This is a genomic window from Aquibacillus albus, from assembly GCF_016908325.1.
GTDB classification, from domain to species: Bacteria; Bacillota; Bacilli; order Bacillales; family Amphibacillaceae; genus Aquibacillus_A; species Aquibacillus_A albus.
On the sequence record NZ_JAFBDR010000001.1, the window covers coordinates 224627 to 247599 of the forward strand.

Annotated in this window: 26 protein-coding genes and 1 riboswitch; of the genes, 25 read left to right on the forward strand and 1 reads right to left on the reverse strand. The window is 34.7% G+C overall.

The genetic code is table 11. The annotated features are described in order from the left end of the window. Nucleotides 1-140 precede the first annotated feature (140 nt). The 11 genes from JOC48_RS01210 (at nt 141) to JOC48_RS01260 (ending at nt 9382) form a co-directional block, all read left to right on the forward strand. On the forward strand, nt 141-1325 hold the full coding sequence (locus JOC48_RS01210) for a D-alanyl-D-alanine carboxypeptidase family protein (protein ID WP_204497214.1): 1185 nt from the start codon (nt 141-143) through the stop codon (nt 1323-1325). A gap of 139 nt (nt 1326-1464) precedes the next feature. After that, on the forward strand, nt 1465-1818 hold the full coding sequence (gene spoIIAA / locus JOC48_RS01215) for an anti-sigma F factor antagonist (RefSeq protein ID WP_204497215.1): 354 nt from the start codon (nt 1465-1467) through the stop codon (nt 1816-1818). Continuing rightward, entirely contained in the window at nt 1815-2255 is a 441-nt protein-coding gene (gene spoIIAB / locus JOC48_RS01220) for an anti-sigma F factor (RefSeq protein WP_204497216.1), read from the forward strand. The genes spoIIAA and spoIIAB overlap by 4 nt, the downstream gene beginning before the upstream one ends. A gap of 10 nt (nt 2256-2265) precedes the next feature. Next, nucleotides 2266-3021 (forward strand): RNA polymerase sporulation sigma factor SigF, encoded by a 756-nt coding sequence (sigF, locus tag JOC48_RS01225; protein WP_204497217.1) that lies wholly within the window; start codon nt 2266-2268, stop codon nt 3019-3021. 734 nt (nt 3022-3755) lie between these two features. Continuing rightward, complete coding sequence (locus tag JOC48_RS01230) at nt 3756-4376, forward strand: stage V sporulation protein AA (protein ID WP_204497218.1); 621 nt, start codon at nt 3756-3758, stop codon at nt 4374-4376. After that, entirely contained in the window at nt 4363-4782 is a 420-nt protein-coding gene (locus tag JOC48_RS01235; protein WP_204497219.1) for a stage V sporulation protein AB, read from the forward strand. The genes JOC48_RS01230 and JOC48_RS01235 overlap by 14 nt, the downstream gene beginning before the upstream one ends. Before the next feature lie 44 nt (nt 4783-4826). Beyond that, entirely contained in the window at nt 4827-5393 is a 567-nt protein-coding gene (spoVAEA, locus tag JOC48_RS01240) for a stage V sporulation protein SpoVABEA (protein ID WP_204497220.1), read from the forward strand. Then, on the forward strand, nt 5390-6859 hold the full coding sequence (locus tag JOC48_RS01245) for a spore germination protein (protein WP_204497221.1): 1470 nt from the start codon (nt 5390-5392) through the stop codon (nt 6857-6859). Before spoVAEA ends, JOC48_RS01245 begins: the two co-directional genes overlap by 4 nt. 143 nt (nt 6860-7002) lie before the next feature. Next, on the forward strand, nt 7003-8298 hold the full coding sequence (gene lysA / locus JOC48_RS01250; protein ID WP_204497222.1) for a diaminopimelate decarboxylase: 1296 nt from the start codon (nt 7003-7005) through the stop codon (nt 8296-8298). 15 nt (nt 8299-8313) lie between these two features. Then, nucleotides 8314-8748 carry a peptidylprolyl isomerase gene (locus tag JOC48_RS01255; protein WP_204497223.1) on the forward strand — a complete coding sequence of 145 codons (435 nt, stop codon included), beginning with the start codon at nt 8314-8316 and terminating at the stop codon, nt 8746-8748. Nucleotides 8749-9040: 292 nt separating this feature from the next. Continuing rightward, entirely contained in the window at nt 9041-9382 is a 342-nt protein-coding gene (locus tag JOC48_RS01260) for a GNAT family N-acetyltransferase (RefSeq protein ID WP_204497224.1), read from the forward strand. Nucleotides 9383-9713: 331 nt separating this feature from the next. Here the strand turns inward: JOC48_RS01260 and JOC48_RS01265 are convergent, their stop codons facing one another. Beyond that, nucleotides 9714-9797, reverse strand: a complete 84-nt coding sequence (locus JOC48_RS01265; protein WP_204497397.1) for a YjcZ family sporulation protein — start codon at nt 9795-9797, stop codon at nt 9714-9716. 156 nt (nt 9798-9953) lie between these two features. Here JOC48_RS01265 and JOC48_RS01270 point away from each other — a divergent pair, with 156 nt between their 5' ends. From JOC48_RS01270 to JOC48_RS01335, 14 genes are all read left to right on the forward strand, one after another. Then, nucleotides 9954-10700, forward strand: a complete 747-nt coding sequence (locus JOC48_RS01270; RefSeq protein ID WP_204497225.1) for a segregation/condensation protein A — start codon at nt 9954-9956, stop codon at nt 10698-10700. Continuing rightward, nucleotides 10691-11287, forward strand: coding sequence for an SMC-Scp complex subunit ScpB (gene scpB, locus JOC48_RS01275; protein ID WP_204497226.1), 597 nt, complete (start codon nt 10691-10693; stop codon nt 11285-11287). Before JOC48_RS01270 ends, scpB begins: the two co-directional genes overlap by 10 nt. 72 nt (nt 11288-11359) lie before the next feature. Next, nucleotides 11360-12244, forward strand: coding sequence for a superoxide dismutase (locus tag JOC48_RS01280; protein WP_204497227.1), 885 nt, complete (start codon nt 11360-11362; stop codon nt 12242-12244). A 167-nt stretch (nt 12245-12411) separates the two neighbouring features. Next, nucleotides 12412-13494, forward strand: a complete 1083-nt coding sequence (locus tag JOC48_RS01285) for a D-alanyl-D-alanine carboxypeptidase family protein (protein ID WP_204497398.1) — start codon at nt 12412-12414, stop codon at nt 13492-13494. A 1-nt stretch (nt 13495) separates the two neighbouring features. Further along, nucleotides 13496-14086, forward strand: a complete 591-nt coding sequence (locus JOC48_RS01290) for a nucleoside recognition domain-containing protein (protein ID WP_204497228.1) — start codon at nt 13496-13498, stop codon at nt 14084-14086. Then, complete coding sequence (locus JOC48_RS01295; RefSeq protein ID WP_204497229.1) at nt 14083-14616, forward strand: spore maturation protein; 534 nt, start codon at nt 14083-14085, stop codon at nt 14614-14616. The genes JOC48_RS01290 and JOC48_RS01295 overlap by 4 nt, the downstream gene beginning before the upstream one ends. Before the next feature lie 72 nt (nt 14617-14688). Then, nucleotides 14689-15432 (forward strand): pseudouridine synthase, encoded by a 744-nt coding sequence (locus JOC48_RS01300; RefSeq protein ID WP_204497230.1) that lies wholly within the window; start codon nt 14689-14691, stop codon nt 15430-15432. 80 nt (nt 15433-15512) lie between these two features. Then, nucleotides 15513-16085 carry a thiol-disulfide oxidoreductase ResA gene (resA, locus tag JOC48_RS01305; RefSeq protein ID WP_204497231.1) on the forward strand — a complete coding sequence of 191 codons (573 nt, stop codon included), beginning with the start codon at nt 15513-15515 and terminating at the stop codon, nt 16083-16085. Nucleotides 16086-16114: 29 nt separating this feature from the next. Beyond that, nucleotides 16115-17755 (forward strand): cytochrome c biogenesis protein ResB, encoded by a 1641-nt coding sequence (gene resB, locus JOC48_RS01310; RefSeq protein ID WP_204497232.1) that lies wholly within the window; start codon nt 16115-16117, stop codon nt 17753-17755. A gap of 20 nt (nt 17756-17775) precedes the next feature. After that, nucleotides 17776-18966: a c-type cytochrome biogenesis protein CcsB gene (gene ccsB / locus JOC48_RS01315; protein WP_204497233.1), complete on the forward strand. Its 1191-nt coding sequence runs from the start codon at nt 17776-17778 to the stop codon at nt 18964-18966. A gap of 22 nt (nt 18967-18988) precedes the next feature. Further along, the gene (locus JOC48_RS01320) at nt 18989-19705 is read left to right on the forward strand and encodes a response regulator transcription factor (RefSeq protein WP_204497234.1); all 717 of its coding nucleotides are present in this window, start codon (nt 18989-18991) and stop codon (nt 19703-19705) included. Continuing rightward, nucleotides 19705-21465 (forward strand): ATP-binding protein, encoded by a 1761-nt coding sequence (locus JOC48_RS01325; RefSeq protein ID WP_204497235.1) that lies wholly within the window; start codon nt 19705-19707, stop codon nt 21463-21465. Before JOC48_RS01320 ends, JOC48_RS01325 begins: the two co-directional genes overlap by 1 nt. A gap of 87 nt (nt 21466-21552) precedes the next feature. Beyond that, nucleotides 21553-21729, forward strand: a riboswitch (cobalamin riboswitch). A 168-nt stretch (nt 21730-21897) separates the two neighbouring features. Next, the gene (locus JOC48_RS01330; RefSeq protein ID WP_204497236.1) at nt 21898-22311 is read left to right on the forward strand and encodes a DUF4430 domain-containing protein; all 414 of its coding nucleotides are present in this window, start codon (nt 21898-21900) and stop codon (nt 22309-22311) included. Nucleotides 22312-22316: 5 nt separating this feature from the next. Then, nucleotides 22317-22838, forward strand: coding sequence for an ECF transporter S component (locus tag JOC48_RS01335; RefSeq protein ID WP_204497237.1), 522 nt, complete (start codon nt 22317-22319; stop codon nt 22836-22838). The last annotated feature ends 135 nt before the right edge of the window (nt 22839-22973 follow it).

The following is a 22973-nucleotide window of genomic DNA, read 5'->3' on the forward strand; positions in this document are numbered from 1 at the left end:
CTGTTTTAAGCTGTGAGTCAACTCGTAACAAGCTTATGCCAAGGCAATAACAATACTTTAACGATACATCTTATTTTTTTTGTTATAAAAAATTCTGTTCATGGAAAAAATATGAATACTACATATATGGAGGTATTCACATGAAAAAGATTATCTTTCCTTTATTGACTATGTTATTTGTAATTTTTAATGTTGCTGAGCCGATTTTAGCAGAAGAAGAAAAAGACAGTGAACAGAATAATCAAATAAATTTAGCTGAGAATTCACAATCAGCATTATTGCTAGAAAAAGACACAGGAAAAATCTTGTTTGAAAAAAACGCACATGAACAGCTTCCACCTGCTAGTATGACAAAAATTATGACATTAGTATTAATAATGGAAGCTCTTGATGACGGAAAAATCAAACTCGACGAAAAAGTACGGATTAGCGAACATGCAGCATCGATGGGTGGATCACAAATTTTCTTAGAAGCTGGCGAAGAAATGACTGTTAAAGATTTATTAAAAGGTGTCGCAGTAGCTTCAGGTAATGATGCAAGTGTTGCTTTGGCTGAACGTATTGCTGGAAGTGAAGAGGCATTTGTAAATATGATGAATCAAAAAGTAAAGGAATTAGGATTAGAAAATACTAACTTTGAAAATACAACTGGGCTTCCTTCTGATAATCATTATAGTACTGCGTATGACATGGGCTTAATGGCGAAAGAACTTTTAAAACATGAAGAGATAACCGATTATACTAGTATTTATGACGATTATTTAAGAAAAGGTACAGAAGATGAATTTTGGTTAGTAAATACAAATAAATTAGTGAAATTTTACGATGGGGTAGATGGGCTTAAAACTGGTTACACAAGGGAAGCGAAATATTGTTTGACTGCTACAGCTTTAAAAGATGGTATGCGGACAATTGCAGTTGTTATGGGAGCAGATACAACCAAAAAAAGAAATAGTGATGTAACACAAATGCTAGATTTTGCATATTCACAATACGGTACAAAACAACTATTTGAAAGTAAACAACCAGTTTCTAAGCTAGAAATGATTAAAGCAGATAAAGATAATATTGACGTGGTTACAGAAGACTCTGTATCTGTTGTTTATAAAAAAGGGGAAGAGTTGGAAGATATAGAAACAAAGGTTACTGTCATCAAAGATGTAGAACTGCCGATGAAAAAAGGCTCTACCGTTGGGAAGCTTGAAGTAATTAAAGGTGGTAAAGTTTTATCTGAGACACCTTTAATTATTATGGAAGATGTAAAACAAGCAGGATTCTTTAAGTTATTTAAGCGTTCAATGGACGAAATGGTAAAAAGAGGATAACGCAAATAGTCACTCCAAAGAGAAAAGCGTGAAAAAATACTATTTTTTACGAATAATCACTTCTTTTGTCGACAAGAAGGATTTCGCTCCTTCAAAAGAGAAAAGATTCACTACAGAATTATGTAAGGAGGAATCAGTAGTGAGTCTTTCTGTTCAATTAACAACGAAAGAAGATGTACTTTTAGTTCGGCTCGTTGGTGAGCTTGATCACCACGCAGCAGAAAATTTAAAGCAGGAAATGCAAACAGCAATGAGGGAAAAAAATGCAAAACATGTCATTTTGAATCTAGAGAGTTTATCATTTATGGATAGTTCAGGATTGGGAGTCATTCTTGGAAGGTATAAAGAAGTGAAACAATCTGGTGGAGAAATGGTAGTGTGCTCTATTTCTCCCGCCGTAAAACGCTTATTTGATATGTCAGGGTTATTTAAGATTATACGCTTGGAAGAGAGTGAAGAGTTTGCGCTTTTAAGCTTGGGGGTGGCTTCATGAAAAATACAATGAATCTGGAGTTTTCAAGTTTAAGTTCCAATGAGTCTTTTGCTCGGGTAACTGTAGCAGCATTTGTTTCACAATTGGATCCAACTATGGATGAACTTACAGAAATCAAAACAGTTGTTTCTGAAGCGGTGACAAATTCAATTATTCATGGATATAACAATCAATTAGATCAGAAAATCCATATTTCTTGTACACTCAACGATGATGTGGTGGAGTTGGAAATCAGAGATGAAGGAATTGGTATTGACAATATTGAAGAAGCAAAACAGCCTCTTTATACATCTAAGCCAGAATTAGAAAGGTCAGGAATGGGCTTCACAATTATGGAAAATTTTATGGATAAGGTTGAAATAAATTCTGCTCCCGGTCATGGAACAACAGTGAAACTAATTAAACATTTTAAGAAGAGTAAAACCTTATGCAACTAAGGGGATGCCTATGAAAATAGAACTTAATAAAACAAAAAAGGAAGAACAACTAACAGATGCTGAGGTAAAACATTATATTTCCCTTAGTCAAGAAGGTGATTCATCTGCGAGAGACCTTTTAGTTGAAAAAAATGTTCGACTTGTATGGTCAGTTGTTCAACGTTTTATTAACCGTGGATATGATGCAGATGATTTATTTCAGATCGGGTGTATTGGTTTATTAAAGTCGATTGACAAATTTGACCTTTCCTATGATGTGCGCTTTTCTACTTATGCAGTGCCAATGATAATTGGTGAGATACAACGCTTTATTCGCGACGATGGCAGTGTAAAGGTAAGTAGATCTTTAAAAGAAGTAGGAAACAAAATTAGAAAGAAAAAAGATGAATTGACGAAGGATTTTGGAAGGGCTCCTACTGTTAATGAGTTAGCTGGTGCGTTAGAGCTCACACCGGAAGAGGTCGTCCATGCTCAGGAAGCTTCCAAGGCACCACACTCTATCCATGAGACCGTCTATGAAAATGACGGAGATCCAATTACCCTTCTGGATCAAATAGCAGACCAGGATACAAAATGGTTTGATAAAATTGCTTTAGAGGAAGCAATTAGAGAATTAGATGAGCGAGAGCGACTTATTGTTTATTTGCGATATTATAAAGACAAAACACAGTCGGAAGTAGCAGAAAGGTTAGAAATCTCACAGGTGCAAGTTTCGAGGTTAGAAAAAAGAATTTTACAATTTATAAAAGACCAAGTCGGTCTATAAATGATAGTTTATATCAGGTCTATTCCATTAACAGTGGAATAGACCTTTTTTCTTTCTATCATGCGTAACATACGATTAATGCGCAATACTTTGAAGTTTATTGACGGACGATAATAGTGGTTAACCACCGCTGTGGAAAAACACTCGCTTTCCGCGGGCAACGCCTCAGCCTCCTCGGAAGCAAAAACCGCTTCCTGCGGGGTCTTCACCTGTTGCTTTTCCCGCAGGAGTCTCGCATTTTTCCACAGCTGGATTTTTTTCTTATTTAGATAAGAAAATTGTCTAATTGCTATCCATAGTACTTTTTAATGAACTTTTTATATTTGCTTTTTTAACAAGCAATTATCGTTTATATTGAGAAATTTTCAATATCAGCGTAGGCAGAATACGTAGACTCCTGCGGGAACAGCACGTGTCCGAAGACCCCGCAAGAAGCGTTCTGTGCTTCTGAGGAGGCTGAGGCCGTGCCCGCGGAAAGCGAAGTATTCTGCCGAAGCGATTATTGCACCCGATTCAAAAAGAGTGTATTAAAGCAAATCCATTCAAGGGTTATTGCGCATTATGTGTCAATTGTGTAGTAAAAAAACGAAGATTACGAAAAGAGCCTTAAAGAATGAAGCTTTTGTTGTTCTTATAAGGACAATAATGATTTTTCTAAGGGTGAAGTGAATGAGATACATAAATCTGTTCCATACTAAAAAAACACAATGATTTCCGTAAAGGAGGAAATTTATATGGGGGGAATTATTTATTTAAGATTAAAAAAACATATAACAGTAAAGAAAAATAGTGTTATTCGATTAAAGGACATAGCTTTTTTATCTGGAAATACAAACCTCAAACAAGAAATAAATGAAACTTTTATATATAAAATCACAGACTCTGATCAAAGTGTTTCAGTAATCGACGGATTTATAGTTGTAGAACAATTAGTTAAAAAATTTCCATCGATTGAAATCCAGCAATTTGGTCCAAATCAAACCATTGTTCAAGTAGAGAGGCAAAACCGTATTCCATCATTATTTATGGTATCGATTATTTGGTTATTACTTTTTATTGGTTCAGCTATGGCCATCATGAACTTTCATTACGATGTGAGTATGAGAGGAGTACAAATAAAATTACATTATTTATTAACGGGTGAGGAAACAAATTATCCACTATGGATGCAAATACCATATTCTTTAGGGCTGGGTATAGGAATGATACTGTTTTTTAATCATTTATTTAAAAAAAGATTTAATGAAGAGCCTAGTCCACTTGAAATTGAATTATTTAAGTATCAACAAGACCTGGATAGTTATGTTTCTCATTATGAGAATTCGATGAACAACCAAAAAAATGATAATAAATAGACTTGCTGAGGTTTTTGTTGGTTTCGCTTCTGGTCTTGTTGTAGGTACTGGGTTTGTGGCTTTTCTTACGGTATTAGGTATAATTCCTCGGTTGGTCCAATTAAGTAAATCAATTAAATATGTAAACAAGTATCAAGCGGCTGTTATTTTAGGAGCTTTATTAGGAGTATATCTATCCTTTACAGATATATCAATTAGAGGATCAACGATGTTGGTGTTTTTATGGGGAGGATTTCACGGTATATTTATCGGAATGTTGGCAGCAGCATTAACCGAAGTTCTAAATGTCTTTCCTTTGTTAGCAAAAAGAATTGGAATAGAGAACCACATTATATGGTTATTAATGGCAATAGTATTTGGCAAAATATTTGGATCACTTTTTCAATGGCTTTACTTTGTACTTTAAAAATTTTGATATTCATCTTTTTCTTGTGAAAGGATAGATTTATTATGGCTGAAATGAAGAAAGTTATTATTATAACTGACGGGGATGAGTATGCGCGAAAAACTCTTGATTTTTTAGCAAATGAACTAGGGGGTACTTGTCTTTCTTATTTAGCAGATAATCCTTCTAAAGTTTCACCGGAAGAAGTAAAACAAGCAATTTTTGACGCAACGGAACAGCCCATATATGTAATGATTGATGATGCAGGTGTGTTAGGTGTAGGGTATGGAGAAAAAATACTCCTTGCATTGGCAGATGACCCACAAATTGAAATAATTGGAGCAGTTGCGGTGGCTGCACATACATGCAATATGGAGTGGTCCAGGTTTACCTTCGCCATTGATTCTAACGGGGAGTTAATACCTAATGGTGTTGATAAAGAAGGTGTTTTAATACCGGAAGTTGGAAGGATGAGTGGTGACACAGTATATTTGTTAGATCGTCTAGACCTTCCATTAGTGATTGCAATTGGTGACATTGGAAAAATGCAAGGAAAAGATGATATAAGCAAAGGGTCTCCCATTACGAGAAAAGCAATTGAAATTATTTTGGAAAGAGGTGGATTAAAATGAGAGAACAACGAGAGAAATTCCCCATCTCATCAAACATTGAAAAAAATGAAGAATATTTTAAAGAATATGTGGGTGTTGGTACATCCTTTGATATTGGCTTTCGTGAATTGAAAATTCTAAAGAAGAAAGTAGACTTATTTTATTTAACTGGATTAAATGATACTAAAGTGATTGTTGAAATATTACAAACTCTAATTGCTATTAATGATAATGAAACAAATATTGATAAAGCATTCGAAACAATTGAAAACCGATTAGTTCATCAACAAGTTGATAAAGTGACCGCGATGGACGAGGCTGTTGATCAATTGCTATCAGGGTTGATCGTATTGTTTATCGACGGTGAGAGCGAAGCCTTTGTTGTAGATGTTCGTAACTATCCTGGAAGAAGTCCGCAAGAACCAGATACGGAGAAGGTTGTACGAGGTTCAAGGGATGGATTTACAGAAAATATTATTCAAAATACAGGATTATCAAGAAGAAGAATAAGGGACGAACGCTTACGTCATGAGATGATTAAGGTAGGTGAACGTTCAAAAACGGATATCTGTATTTCGTATATTCATGATGTTGCCGATCCAGGCTTGGTTAAGCTTATAAAAGAAGAATTGGAAAATATAGAAATTGATGGTATATCAATGGCGGATAAAACGATAGAGGAATTTCTTGTGAAGCAGGGCTTTAATCCATTTCCTCTGGTCAGATATACAGAAAGGCCAGACGTGGCATCAAGCCATTTATTTGAAGGGCATGTCATTATTATGGTTGATACATCTCCAAGTATGATTATTACACCAACTACTTATTTTCATCATGTCCAACACGCTGAGGAATATAGACAGTCACCAGCAGTGGGCACGTTCGTTCGATGGGTGCGACTTATTGGGATCTTGGTATCTGTTTTCTTATTACCTCTTTGGTTACTCATGGTAAAGGACCCAACGTTATTACCGGAGGGTTTACAATTTATTGGACCGAATGAAGAAGGTAACATACCCATTGTGTTGCAGATTATTTTGGCTGATATTGGAATTGAATTCTTGCGGATGGCTGCCATTCATACACCAACTCCTCTTTCAACGGCTATGGGTCTTATTGCAGCAGTACTGATTGGCCAAATAGCGATAGATGTTGGTTTATTTAGCCCAGAGGTTATTTTGTATGTAGCTATTAGTGCAATTGGATCGTTTGCCACGCCAAGTTATGAATTAAGTGTAGCAAATAAAATTAGTCGTGTTATCTTAGTTATTATAACGTCTATCTTTGGGGTAAAGGGTTTAGTTCTAGGATTTACAGCATACATCCTATGGCTTGCAACGACTAGATCATTAAACACCCCTTATTTATGGCCATTTTTACCGTTTAATGCAAAGGCGTTTATGCAGATATTATTCCGTGTTTCTGTTCCATTAACGAAGGAACGTCCAAAAATTGTCCATCCACATAACGACATAAAACAAAATTAAACTAATAGTTGAATAGACCTAGTGAATATGGTAAATTAATTTTATCTATTCAAATAGAATCCCTTGTCTCCATCATAGCGTTATGGTGATAAGGGATTTTCATTTGGTATATTTATGTAATAGAAAGGGATGGAGGTGTTTCGATGAATCCATTTAATATAAATGAAAAAGGCCATTTAACGATAGATGGTGTAGATACCACCTATTTAGCAAAGAAATACGGTACACCTCTATTTGTATATGATGTAAACGCAATTCGTAATAACGCGAGAGCATTTGTAAATACATTTAAAGAATTGGGTGTTAAAGCACAAGTAGCATATGCAAGTAAGGCTTTTTCGTCAATTGCCATGTTACAGGTAGCTAAACAAGAAAACTTAAGTTTGGATGTAGTATCACAAGGAGAACTTTATACTGCACTTCAGGCTGATTTTCCAGTTGATAAAATTCATTTACATGGAAATAACAAAAGTTATGATGAGTTGGAAATGGCTGTAAAGAATAACGTTGGCTGTATCGTTGTTGATAACTTTTTTGAAATTGAATTACTTAGTGAAATTTTAGAACAAAATCAAACATCAATGGACGTTTTAATTAGAGTGACACCAGGAATTGAAGCACACACGCATGATTATATTTTAACCGGAAATGAGGACTCCAAGTTTGGTTTTGATTTATCAAACGGACAAGCAGAAAAAGCATTTTTACTATTAAATCAACAGAAAAATATTCATGTTAAAGGATTGCATTGTCATATTGGGTCTCAGATATTTGAAACTGAAGGATTTGTAATGGCAACAAAAAGATTATTTGAAACAATTAGTAAATGGAAGCAAGAACATCATTACTCTCCTACCGTTTTAAATTTAGGTGGTGGGTTTGGTATTCGTTATACCGAAGAGGATGATCCACTTCCTTTATCTGGTTATGTAGAGGCATTAGTAGCTGAAATTCAACAACAAGTAGATCAATTAGGGATGGACATGCCTGAGATATGGATTGAACCTGGACGATCTATTGTTGGAAATACAGGAATTACACTATATACAATTGGTTCAAAAAAAGAAATTCCAGGTGTTCGCAAATATATTTCCGTTGATGGCGGTATGACAGATAATATTCGGCCAGCATTATACCAAGCAAAATATGATGCTATAATCGCTAATAAAGCAGGTCAACCTGTTGCCGAGAATGTTTCTGTTGCAGGGAAGTGTTGTGAATCAGGTGATATGTTAATTTGGGACTTGGAGTTACCTACAGTTAATCATGGTGATTTATTAGCAATGTTTAGTACAGGAGCATATGGTTATTCGATGTCCAGTCATTATAATCGCTTTCCAAAGGCGGCAGTTGTCTTTGTTGAGAATGGTAAAGATAAGTTAGTTATAAAAAGAGAAGCATATCAAGAGGTGGCTAGGTACGATTTATCTTATGAATAAAAAGGAGACGATTAAATGAAACAAGCAACAATTGAATTTGAAAATGGTGAAAAGGTAATTGTTGAAATGTTTGAGGATGCAGCACCGAATACCGTTGCAAACTTTGAAGATTTAGCGAACAAGGGTTTCTACAACGGTTTGAATTTCCACCGTGTCATTCCAGGATTTGTAGCACAAGGTGGCTGTCCTGACGGAACTGGAGCTGGTGGACCGGGTTATACAATAAAATGTGAAACGGAAGGAAATCCGCATAAACATGTTGCTGGATCATTATCAATGGCACATGCAGGCAAGGATACTGGAGGAAGCCAATTTTTTATCGTTCATGAACCTCAGCCCCATTTAGATGGTGTTCACACTGTATTTGGTCAAGTTATGGAAGGGATGGATACGGTTCTTCGCATTAAACAGGGTGATGTTATGAAATCGGTGAGAGTAGAAGAAAAGTGAGTCTGATGACTCGCTTTTCTTCATTTTCAATTAATTAGTAGAACCAAATTTTATAAATTGTGCAGATTGGTCATGACATTTTTGGCGAAAAGTAGTATCATATAAAAATAATAAGATATAGTTTTAAATTTTTAAATATTTGACAAATATAATAAAATAGGTCATAAATAGGTTAACACTAGTAAACCATCTGTTGCTGAAGTGTAAAATGAAGTATGCAAATACAGGTTGCTTCAAATATAAATACTATTCTCTTTAGTTGGTAAGTTATTTTTTTAATGAGGGATTAAATATGTTGATTCGGTATAAAAAAACGTTTGAAAAAATTGCGATGGGCTTATTATCTTTTATGCCTGAGGAAAAAGATGTAAAAAAACTACAACATACCATTAAGGAATATGAAACAAATCCTAATTGGTTTCTGTTTTTGTGGAAGGAAGAAGATATCCTTGGTGCAATCGGATTACAATTAGAAGATGATACAATCACTATCCAACACATTACGGTAAATCCATCGCATAGAAATATGGGAATTGGAACAAAGATGGTTCACGCAGTAAAAGAACTGTACAAAGATAAATATCAGGTTTGTTCAAATGAGAACACCAAAAATTTTTTAGACAAATGTGAATAGAAACAAATGTAGGTTGACTCTTCTAGAGGCTATGTTAAACAGATCATTATATAAAAATGTCGTCTTGTCTAACATTCCTAAACACCTAATGTCTATAAGAGTCAGCCTTTTTCTATGATTCTTCCATTTATAATTGGGTCTGTTAAAAGAAAGTGTTGATATTTAGTATGGCTTTGACAAGATTTAAATTATACATGATGATTCAAAAAGTTAAATCAAATTTTAACACAGCTTTATAATTACATTGTGCTAAAAATTTACTATTGTTGACATAACAAGGGCCTTTGCTATAAAGGTAGCAAAGGCTAATTAAAAATTTGTTTCTATCGTTTTACATCCAAGCTGCACCTACTATAATTAGAAGAATAAACAACACTACTATCAACGCGAATCCGCCGCCATAGTATGCACCCATGACACATATTCCTCCTTTAATACCAATATATTTCATTTACATTAATACTATATGAAAAAAATTTTTTCTTGTATGGGCTGCTGTTTATTTTTAACTTATTTTATTTCGTTCGTATCAAGAATATGAAAACAGAATTGTTCAAAAGGAAGGTAATATATGCATTCTACCTACCAAGTGAAGCTTGACGCTTTTGAAGGGCCACTAGATTTATTGTTGCATCTGATAAACCAGTATGAAATAGATATTTATGACATCCCAGTCGCTCAAATAACAGAACAATACATGGTTTATATTCGTACTATGCAACAATTGGAACTAAATATAGCTAGTGAGTATTTGGTGATGGCGGCCACCTTATTGGCAATTAAAAGCCAACAATTATTACCAAATCAAGAACTAGAACTTGAAGATGAACAGTATGAAGAAGATCCAAGAGAAGAATTAATGCGAAGATTAATTGAATACCGAAAATATAAAGATGCAGCTTATCAATTAAAAGAAAAAGAATTAGATGCAAATCAAATTTACACAAGACCTCCTAAAGCTTTTGAAGAATTTAATGAAAAGCCCACAGTTGTTCAAGGTGAGTTGTCTATTTATGATATGATTGCTGCTATGTCAAAAGTATTTCAAAGAAAGCAATGGAATCAACCAATCGAGACAAAGATCCAACGTTCAGAGATTCCGATTAAGCAACGAATGGAGGAGGTTTTAGTTCAAGTGAGGAAAAAGAAGACAGGTGTCAAATTTTTTGAACTATTTCCTTTTCCCTCTCGATCACACATTGTTGTGACTTTTATTGCAATCTTAGAATTAATGAAGAGTAGAGAGATATATTGCGTACAAGAAAATCATTTTGAGGAATTACTGGTCTATGACATGGAGGGTGGATATTGGAACTAACAGAATTAAAGGCTGTAACCGAAGGATTATTATTTGCTTCAGGTGATGAAGGAATCAGTAAAAGACAATTGGTGAAATTACTAGAAGTAGATGGTAAAACAGTAGATCATATTATTAATGAATTAAGATATGATTATGATCATGTTGAAAGAGGGATAACTATTATGCAATCGCATGATATATTCCACTTAACTACAAAGCCAGAACATTCTTCTTATTATCAAAAATTAATGGAAACTCCTCAATCCTCTCGATTATCTCAAGCTGCCTTAGAGACGTTAGCAATTATTGCCTATCAACAACCAATCACTAGAACGGAAATAGAAGAAATACGAGGGGTTAAAAGTGATCGTCCAGTACAAACGCTTCTTAATCGATTGTTAATTGAAGAAGTAGGTCGCAAAGAAGGTGTAGGACGTCCAATAATGTTTGGTACTACTAAGGAATTTCTTACTTATTTTGGATTAAAGTCAATTGAAGAATTACCGCCATTACCAGACGAAGTATTAGAATCGGATATGGAACAAGAAGCTGATTTATTTTTTGAAAGATTTCAAGAGCAGCTTGAAGTAAATAAGGAAAGTTAGCAATGAATTTATTCATTGCTTTTTTATTCACCTGAAAGTAATGGTTACATACCATATTTTTGAGGTGATATCATGGATAATAAAAAGTTAGAATATTTAGCTGCTCTACTGAAATGGGCGGAAAAAGCTGAAGCAAGTTTAGCAAAGGTTAATACAGAACACATAGGTATTAAAAGCTGGTATGAACAATTAGGGGAAATAAAAGAAACAATTCAACAAAAGCTTGAAATGAATGAAGATGTAACTGACTCGTTTATTTATGACATACAAAATAAAAGTGAAAAGCTTACCGAAGAATGGAAAGACGTTTTGAAGAATCCGAGACAGGCGGCAGACTTTATTGCTCCAGGAAATCATGAGCTACCACCACTGCCATATGCTTATGATGCTTTAGAGCCATATATTTCAAAAGAAATTATGGAACTTCATCATAAAAAACATCATCAATCCTATGTTGATGGCTTGAATAAAGCAGAAAAAGAGTTATATGTTAATAAGCCAGAGAAAGCAATGATCAAGCATTGGATGAGAGAACAAGCTTTTCATGGTTCTGGACATTACCTTCACACTATTTTTTGGAATAATATGACTCCTCAAGGTGGTGGAGCCCCTACAGGTTCACTATTAAATCAAATAAAAAAAGATTTTGGATCGTTTAAAAATTTCAAACAACTGTTTACGAAAGCAGCCGAGTCTGCTGAAGGTGTAGGGTGGGCGATATTGGTCTGGGAACCCAGAGCCGGTAGGTTAGGGATTCAAACAGCAGAGAAACATCAGTTATTTAGCTTGTGGGATACTACTCCATTGCTAGTTCTAGATGTTTGGGAACATGCGTACTACTTACAGTATAAAAACAATCGTCTAGAATATATTAATAATTGGTGGAAAGTCGTTAATTGGAATGATGTACAAAATCGATATAATCAAGCAAAAAAATTGGTTTGGACGCTATATTAACGGAATCCCCCTATCTCAATTCGAGATAGGGGATTTCGTTTTGGTTGATCTTTATTTTTCTCCATCAATTTTTTATTCTTTCATTCATATGCATGTCCTTCTTGCATAAAATTGTAAAGACATAGGGAAGGTTGGGAGGAAGCAACTTGAAGCGACTACTTATAGTAATGACCAGTATAAGTTTAATATTTTTGTTTATTCCACAAAATGCGTTGGCCAAGCCTAATGTTTCTGCACATAATGCTATTTTAATGGAACAGTCAACTGGTAGAGTATTATATGAAAAATCTGCTAACGAAAAGCGTTTAATTGCAAGCATAACAAAAATAATGACAGCGATTATTGCTATTGAATCTGGAAAGTTAGATGAAATGGTCACTGTTAGTAAAGAAGCGGCATATACAGAAGGATCATCTATCTATCTTAAAGAAGGAGAAAAAATAAAACTAAAGGACTTAGTATATGGTCTTATGCTTCGTTCAGGAAATGATGCAGCTGTTGCAATAGCTGAACATGTTGGAGGGAGTTTGGAAGGATTTAGTTTTTTAATGAATGAAAAAGCTACTTGGTTAGGAATGGATCATTCACATTTTGATAACCCGCATGGATTAGATTCAGTAACACACTATTCAACTGCTTATGATATGGCTTTATTAACTAGACATGCGATGGAAAATGACATCTTTAAAGAAATTTCAAGTTCTACTTCTTATAAAGCTGAATCAAGAAAATATGCCTGGGGTAATAAAAACAAATTATTGACTCAATATTATAATCACTCAACGGGGGGAAAAACTGGTTTTACACGTGCAGCTGGAAGAACACTTGTATCAACTGCTGAAAAGGATGGAATGGAGTTGATCGTTGTAACTTTAAACGCACCAGATGATTGGAAGGATCATATGCGATTATTTGAATGGGGTTTTGAAAATTATAATATGATCAACATTCAGGAGAATGGATTGGAAAGCTATCGTCTTACTGAAACTGGAGAAATTAAGACAGGTTACGTGAAAGAGAATGTGACTATGCCTTTAACAGATCTTGAAAAAGAACGATTACATTCTACTGCTTATTTTACAACACTGGAACCATATTCTGATAAAGAAATCATTGGAAAAAAGGTCTTTACATTAAATGAAAAAAATATCGCAGAGGCTTTAATTTATCGTAATCATTTAAAAGAAGATAAGCGATCTATGATTGAAACTGTGTTTTATTTAATCCATAAAATGGTTGGTGTATTGTGAAATGGTAAACTTAATATGGGCATTTATGGCTATCATTGGTATCGTTTATGCGATGTTTAATGGGACGATGGAGAATGTTAATCAGGCATTGTTCGAAGGTGCAGATGAGGCTGTTACGTTGTCCATTGGGTTGGTTAGTGTACTCGTATTTTGGCTTGGGTTAATGCGAGTGGCGGAGAAAGCTGGCTTATTAAAGGTGCTTACATCGTTATTTAAACCGTTAGTAACCAGATTATTTCCAGAAATTCCAAAGGACCACCCGGCAATGGGATATATTCTATCCAACTTTACTGCAAATATATTTGGATTAGGTAATGCAGCAACACCAATGGGAATAAAAGCAATGGAAGAAATGAAAAAAATTAGTGGTTCTGATAAAGCAAGTAGATCAATGATTACTTTTTTGGTCATTAATACATCTAGTTTAACAATCATTCCAACTACTGTTATTGCAATAAGAATGCAATATGATTCGGTAGCCCCAACAGAAATCGTAGGAACAACAATACTGGCAACACTATTTACAACAATTAGTGCAATAATGGTTGACCGATTATTTTATTACAGAAGGGTGCGTAAAAGCAAAAAATGAGTATAATTACCACCATTAGCACATGGATTATTCCCTGTATTATATTGTTTGTATTGCTTGTTGCAACTTGGAAAAAATTGCCGACGTACGAATTATTTGTTGAAGGAGGAAAAGAAGGAATTAAAATGGCAGTTTCCCTTCTTCCTTTTTTATTAGGAATGATGGTTTCTATTGCCATCCTTAGAGGATCAGGAGCTATGGATGCAATGATTCAATTTATTTCACCATTTTTAGCGATAGTCGGTGTTCCCTCCGAAATTGTTCCGCTATCCATTATCCGGCCAATTTCAGGGACAGCAGCATTAGGAATGACTACAGAATTAATAAAAACATATGGACCAGATTCGTTTATTGGAAGGCTGGCTTCTACGATGCAAGGTAGTACAGATACGACATTATACATCTTAACCGTTTACTTTGGGGCTGTTGGTATTAGAAAAATGGGAGATGCTCTAAAAGTTGGACTCATTGCAGATTTTATTGGTATAATAGCCTCAATCGTCATTGTGTCGATTGTTTTTTCTGTTTAAAGCGTTAACTAAATGTTAACGCTCTTGTTATGTAAGAAAGTTTTTAATAAAAAATATAAGTATGGTGATAGAATGGATAATTATCAAGATAGGTTACAAAAGGTAATTGCACAAAGTGGAGTTGCTTCTAGAAGAAAAGCAGAGAAATTGATAGAGGATGGTAAAGTAAAAGTCAATGGGAAAGTTGTCACTACATTAGGTACAAAGGTTTCTCCAGATGATGAAGTTGAGGTTGAAGGTATTCCATTGGAAAAGGAGCAGCCAGTTTATTATCTGTTGTACAAGCCCAGAGGCGTAATTTCCAGTGTCAAGGATGAAAAAGGGCGAAAAGTTGTAACAGAGTTACTTCCAGAGATAAAGGAGAGAATTTTTCCGGTAGGAAGGTTAGATTATGATACGTCCGGTATCCTTCTTTTAACAAATGATGGAGAATTTGCTAATTTATTAATGCATCCAAAACATCAAATGAGCAAAGTTTATGTTGCGAAAATAAAAGGCATTCCTACGAAGGATCAGCTGCTTCAATTAAAGAAGGGGATTGTTGTTGATGGAGAAAAATTAAAGGCAGAACATGTGAAGGTTTTGTCTACAGATAATCGGAAAAACACTGCGATTATTCAATTAATCCTGCATCAAGGAAAAAATAGGCAAATCCGGAGAATGATGGAGTACATCGAATTTCCTGTTGATAAATTAAAACGTGAGCAATTTGGTTTTTTAACCTTACAAGGACTTAACCCGGGTGAATATCGTGAGTTGACGCCAAAAGAAGTTAAGCAATTAATTGCGGAAGCCAAAAAAAATAGAAAAAAATAATCGGTTTAAAATTGTTAAATAATAGTCATAATTATCGCTTTATTATAGTGTTAAAATGGGCAAAGAGGAGTGAGGGTCCATTGGGTAAAATTGAAGAAGCTAGAGTACGCAAAAGTCAAAAGAAAAAAATTAGACTTCTCTTTCGTTCCATCCTTTTATTCATTATGTTTAGTGCATTAATTTTTGCTTTAGTATCTAATTTTAATAAAGATAAGGCAGTAATTGGTGTAAGTGATGTAGCACCTAATTTTGTATTGCATCAAATGAATGGTAAGGAAGAAACTTTAGAATTATCAGGGCTAGAAGGAAAAGGAGTCATGCTTAATTTTTGGGCTACATATTGTAAGCCGTGTGAAGAGGAAATGCCTTATATGGAGTCGTTGTATCCCGAATATAGTGAAAAAGGTGTCGAGATTGTTGCAGTTAGTGTTGATGCAACAAAGCTAGTAATTGATAGATTTATTGATAAGTATGAATTATCTTTTCCAGTTCTACATGACAATAATGGACAAGTAATGGATGCATATAATATTGGACCATTGCCAACGACATTTTTTATTAATTCTGAAGGAAAAGTAGTCGAAAAAATTGAGGGAGCATTGACATTAAATCGGTTAGAATCATATTTGCAGCAGATCCAGCCAGATGAGTGACAAGGTGTACATAGTAGTGGGGGGTTTTTATGAATAAAGTAACATGTGATGCTTGTGGTCACATTAATCCAGAGGGAACTGTTCTCTGCGCGTCATGCGGAAAGCCAATAGACAAAAACCAACATATTGACGGAAATGAAAATTCGAATTTACTGAACATGCGATATGATGGAACAGCCAGAAGGTCTCAAACTTACAACAAAACGATAGTAGATAAAGTTTGGAATTTTTTTTCCTCAGTAAAGGTTGGGGTAACGTTAATTGTTATTACTTTGGTTGCTTCTGCAGTTGGAACTATACTGCCTCAGGAAATGTATATTCCACCAAATGTACAACCTTCTGTTCATTATAAAGATCAGTACGGTCTAATAGGACAAATTTATTATCAATTAGGCTTTCATAATTTGTATAGTTCGTGGTGGTACATGACTCTGCTTGCATTAATTGGTATCTCCATTGTTATTGCTAGTATTGATCGCGTAGTTCCACTGTATCGTGCTTTAAAAAATCAACGGGCTAGAAGGCATGAATCATTTTTACAAAGACAACGATATTTCAGCAAAACGGAAGTTGTTACAGAAGAAGATAAAGCGAAGGTATTGGCTTCTCTTAAGAAGCTAAGGTATAACATTACAGAAGAAAATGGACACCTAATGGCTGAAAAGGGGCGCTTTTCTAGATGGGGTCCATATGTTAATCATGTAGGTTTAATTATCTTTTTAATCGGAGCATTATTAAGATTTCTTCCATTTATGTATATTGATGATTTCGTATGGGTACGTGAAGGAGAAACAAAAGCAATTCCTCAAACAAATGGTGAATATTTCATTGAGAATAAGGATTTTATTTTAGAAACTTATGGTGACTCGGAAGAGGATCAACGATTTGCAGAAGCATTAGAAAGGCAAGGACCAGTTGCAAAGAACTTTCAAACGGACGCAATCATTTATAAAAATGACGGCGCAGAAGTGGTTGGTTCAGAACCTGATTTAAAAGTATTAAAAGAAGGTAGCATTCAAGTGAATCACCCGATAAAGTTTGATGGATTTGCACTGTATCAATCGAGCTATCAATTAAACGAATTTGAATCGATGTCTTTTAAAATACATGAAGTAAATGATGAGGAAGAATTAGCATTAGCAAGCTTTACTGTTGACTTGACTAATCCAGCATATGAATATGAACTTGATAATGGATTTCGAGTAAAAATAGATCAATATTTTCCTGATTATTATTTAGATGATGGTGAGCCAAGATCTGAAACAAAATATCCTAGAAATCCAGCATTTGTGTTTTTTGTCTATCCACCTAATCAAGAAGAACCAGAAGTAAGCTTCGCAGGGATAGGAAGAAACATTGACGCAAGTGGGCAAAACCAGTATAAAATTGGTTTACAAGGGTTTGATGTTCGAGATGTAACCGGGTTGAGTGTGAGAAGAGATTATACACTACCAATCTTGGGCTTAGGCGGTATCATCTTTATGATCGGTGTTGTTCAAGGGATGTATTGGTATCATAGAAGAGTATGGATTCATCCTAAAGAAAACGGTTGGTGGATTGCAGCACATACAAATAAAAATTGGTTTGGATTGAAGAAGGATATCGAAAAAGCGATCCAAAATACAAATATAACCATGGTGAAAGATCAGCAAGATAACAATGAAAAATAATGTCCCTAGGAGGATGAAGGATGGAAGATTTAATATCGCTAAGTAGTAATTTTTTATACTTAGCATTTATCATGTATCTGTTAGCTACTTTTTTCTTTGCAGCGACAATTCGAGATAAACGTGGAGATAAAAAGAGTAAAACATTAAATGTAATTTCTATTTCTATTACTATCATTGGCTTTCTAGCACAAACAGGTTATTTTATAACACGTTGGATTGCTTCTGGACATGCACCTGTCAGTAATTTGTTCGAATTCACAACCTTTTTTGGGATGATGCTAGTATTTGCATTTATTATCATCTATTTTATTTACCGCTTAAATATTCTAGGACTTTTTACTCTACCAGTAGCTTTGTTAATCATTGCTTATGGTAGTATGTTTCCTAGAGAAATTTCACCACTAGTTCCTTCACTAAAGAGTCACTGGTTATATATTCACGTCACTACCGTATCTTTAGGTGAAGCAATTTTGGCAGTTAGTTTTGCAGCAGGTTTAATTTACTTAATTAAAGAAATTGATCAAACAAAATCTAGTAAACGAACAACTTGGCTAGAAGTTATTATATATACTATTTTTTCTACAGTAGGATTCGTAATTGTTGTATCCGTTTATAATGCTATGGACTATTCAGCCACCTTTGAATTTACGTTTAACAATGAGGTAACAACCGTTGATTACCACTTACCTCCTATCGCAGGCCCAAATGACGGAACACTGCTTACTGAAGACAGAATGGACGAAATCTTTCAAGCACCAGCTTGGATGCAAGGAGTGAATGCTGCTCGTAAATTTAATACATTAATTTGGTCATTACTTGCTGGGTTAGTGATTTATGTTCTGGCGCGAATGATTTTGAGAAAAAGAATAGCAGCAGCAATTCAACCGTTATTAGATCGTACGAATTCAGACTTAATTGATGAAATATCTTATCGTGCTGTAACTATAGGTTTTCCTGTGTTTACACTAGGTGGATTAATTTTTGCAATGATATGGGCTCAACAAGCATGGGATCGTTTTTGGGGATGGGATCCAAAAGAGGTTTGGGCACTTATTACATGGTTCTTTTATGCAGCCTTTTTACATTTAAGGCTCTCACGAGGATGGCATGGTGAAAAATCAGCATGGCTGGCGGTTATTGGTTTTGTTATCATTATGTTTAATTTAATAGCTGTTAACTTAATTATTGCTGGACTTCATTCTTATGCATAATTTTTAAAGGGGTGATAGTGATTTGGAACAAAAGGCTAGGATTTTAGTTGTTGATGATGAAGAACGTATCAGGCGTCTAATTCGCATGTACTTAGAGAGAGAGGATTACGAAATTGATGAAGCAGAAGATGGAGATACTGCTCTTAAAATGGCTCTTGAAAACCACTATGAATGTATATTATTAGATATTATGATGCCTGGAAAAGATGGTGTTGAGGTTTGTAAGGAAATAAGGGAGAAAAAAACAACACCTGTCATCATGCTGACTGCAAAAGGCGAAGAGTCGAATCGTGTTCAAGGTTTTGAAGTAGGTACAGATGATTATATTGTCAAACCGTTTAGTCCTCGAGAAGTTGTATTGAGAGTTAAGGCTTTACTTAGAAGGTCAGGTACCTCCAATTTTGCTGGTAAAGAAAATTCAACGAAGGACATGTTGGAGTTCCCACACCTGATTATTGATAATGATGCCCATCGTGTATTAGCAGATGGGATAGAGGTTGGTTTGACACCAAAGGAATATGAATTACTTCATTTTCTTGCAAAATCTCCAGACAAGGTTTTTGATCGAGAACAGTTGTTAAAAGAGGTTTGGAAATATGAATTTTTCGGTGATCTTAGAACAGTCGATACACATGTAAAGCGATTAAGAGAAAAATTAAATAAAGTTTCTAAAAATGCTGCAAAAATGGTTGTTACGGTTTGGGGTGTAGGCTACAAATTTGAAGTAGCGAATGACTAATGATTTTAAGAAGTGTCGTAGGAAAGTTGTGGTTAACGTTTTTATTACTCGTTTCTTTCGTACTAGCTATCTTAACTTTTTTACTGCTTCAATTCTTTGAAAATTTTCATATTATGGAAGCAGAGGAAGACTTAATGCAAACTGCAACGAAAGTTTCGGTAATGGTAGAACAGTATGATGATGTAGAGTTAATTATAGAAACTGCAAATAGAGTGAAGGATCCCTCCAGTCGAGTTGTTATCTTATATGATAATTTTGATTTTTGGATATCTGAGAGTAGTGATTCACAACTTCCTGAAGTGTCAGAGGAATGGTTATTAACGGAGAATGATTTGTCTCAAGTAATCAACTGGAAGCTAGAAGTAAAACAGGAAAAAGCTTTACCAAATAGCAATGATCAAGTAATGATTGTTGGAACTGCAATTCCTGAAAAAAATGGTGCAGTATTTGTGTATCAATCTTTGAACATTGTAAAGGAAACCTCAAAACAAACAACTAAGATTGTGCTGCTTAGTGCTGGAGTTGCAATTGTTTTAACAACGGTATTTGCATTTTTCTTATCAACAAGAATTACTTCACCACTTATTAAAATGCGTGAGGGAGCATTTGAGCTTGCAAAAGGTGAGTTTAATACAAAAGTACCAATATTGACTCATGATGAAATTGGCGAATTGGCGATGGCATTTAACCGAATGGGAAGGCAATTAAAGTACAATATTAATGCTCTTAGACAGGAAAAAGAACAACTTTATAGTATATTAAGCTCAATGGCTGATGGGGTTCTCACGCTAAATCGTAAATCAGAAGTTGTTGTCTCGAATCCACCCGCTAAGAAATTTTTAGAAGATTGGAATTATGAAAATAATCTTTCTAAAAATATTTTACCTGATGAACTCAAAGAATTATTAACAGAGGTTATTGATAAGGAAAAAGAAACCTCCAGAGAAGTGTTTATTCAAGGACGTAATTGGGTAATTATTATGACACCATTGTACGATCAGGATTATGTTCGTGGTGTTGTAGCAGTGCTTAGAGATATGACAGAAGATAGAAAGTTAGATCAACTTAGAGAAGACTTTATAGCCAACGTTTCTCATGAGTTAAGAACACCTATATCGATGTTACAAGGCTATAGCGAAGCAATTGTAGATGATATTGCAGAAAGTACAGAAGAAAAAAATGAGCTCGCGAAAATTATACATGAGGAATCGCTAAGGATTGGTCGACTAGTTAATGAGCTCCTTGATTTAGCCCGAATGAAGGCTGGCCAGATTTCATTAAACCTTGAAAAAGTCCAGGTAAATATGTTTATTAACCGAATTGTTCGAAAATTTCAAGGGTTGGCAGAGGAGAAAAATATTATGCTAGTTCACTATGTTGATAGTAATGTTGACATTCTCCGAATAGATGCTGATCGTATTGAACAAGTTTTAATTAACCTAATTGATAATGCTATCAATCATACTAGTCATGACGGTAAAGTAATAGTCAATACTCATGATAAAGATCAATTTATTGAATTTGAAATAAAAGACAATGGGTTAGGTATTCCGCAAGAGGATTTACCCTTTGTTTTTGAACGTTTTTATAAAGCAGATAAATCCAGAAAAAGAACAGAAGGAAAAGCAGGTACAGGATTAGGACTAGCAATTGCTAAAAATATAGTTGAAGCACACCAAGGAACGATTACAGTTCAAAGTAAGCAAGGAGACGGAACGACGTTTATCTTTCGAATTCCAAAAAATATCGAAATAACTTAAAAAATGTTGAATCATCTTGTTCCTTATGAAACAAACCAGTATAGTATTACTGGGGAAGATTGTCATGGTGAAATCAGTTTTTAACAATTAAATAAACAGGTTGTTGGTGCTTAATGCTTAAAAGGGAATCTGGTCAAAAGCCAGAACTGTCCTCGCAACTGTAGGTGCGTACGAAATGAGATAACCACTGTATTGTAAGTATGGGAAGGACTCAAAGTAGGATGAGGCACAAGTCAGTAGACCTACCAATTTCCTATATTTCAAAGCTTCGAGGATAGAGCTTTTGGGATAGTCAGATTATGAAGGTAGATTATTGCCTTTTTCTAATGTGCTGTCTTAAAACTTATCCGGTCAGGATAAGTTTTTTTAATACTTATGAAAAATATCATCATCAGAATAGAAAAGTAAATATAAATTTGGAGGTTTTTTTAAATGAAAAAATGCTGGTTACGTAGTATATCTTTTATTTTATTACTAGGTTTTATTATTGGATGTTCACAACAGGACTCAACGCCGATTGACGAGGACCAGACAGAGCAAGCGGCACAAACAGAAAATGAAGAAGAGGTTGTTATCATTATATCTCAAGACCATGGTGCTGAAGTTATTGCAGAGAAGGAGATATCGATTGAAGAAGGTGCAATTTTAATGGATGTCATGAAAGAAAATTTTGAAATTGAAGAGGCTGATGGATTTATTACATCGATTGAAGGTGTAAGTCAGGATGCTGACGCTGGAAAGTACTGGCTATATGAAATAAATGGTGAAATGGCATCAGTAGGTGCTAATGAGCTTGAACTAGGGGCAGAGGATACGGTTACCTTTGATTTAAGTTCAATGGAATGATAGGAATGAACACATATAGACTTACATTACTAGCAATTCTTGCTTCCTTAGCAGTTATCGGTAGAATAGCCTTTAGCCAAATACCTAACGTACAACCCGTCACATCTATCATTATAATTTGTGGTTTTTTCCTAGGTCCTTTATCAGCTGTTCTATTAGCTGTACTTACAACTTATTTATCGAATCTTTTGTTAGGTATGGGGTTTTGGACGATATGGCAAATTATAGCTTGGACATTTATTGGCTTAATCAGTGGAGTGCTCGGTTTAGTTCAAAATAAGTACTCTTTTTACCTGTTGGTTATGTTCTCGGTAATAAGTGGGTACTTATATGGGTTTGTCGTATCTTTAGCAACATTTATAGTAAGTGGAAAGTTTATACCTTACTATTTAGCTGGGCTACCGTATGATACTTATCATGCAATCGGAAATTGTTTATTTATGATAATACTATTTCCAGTGTTATCAATTATCTTTGAAAGATATAAGAAGAAATGGTTGAATACGAAATTACCAACACCTAAATGATAAGTACTTCGATACCGTGGAGAAATTGTAAAAATACATTGGAAATCACAACTAAAATAGCAAGTGAAAAAACAAATAAATTAGGTATACGAAACGCATGGATTATAAAAAAATCCATGCGTTTTTAGCTAGAGA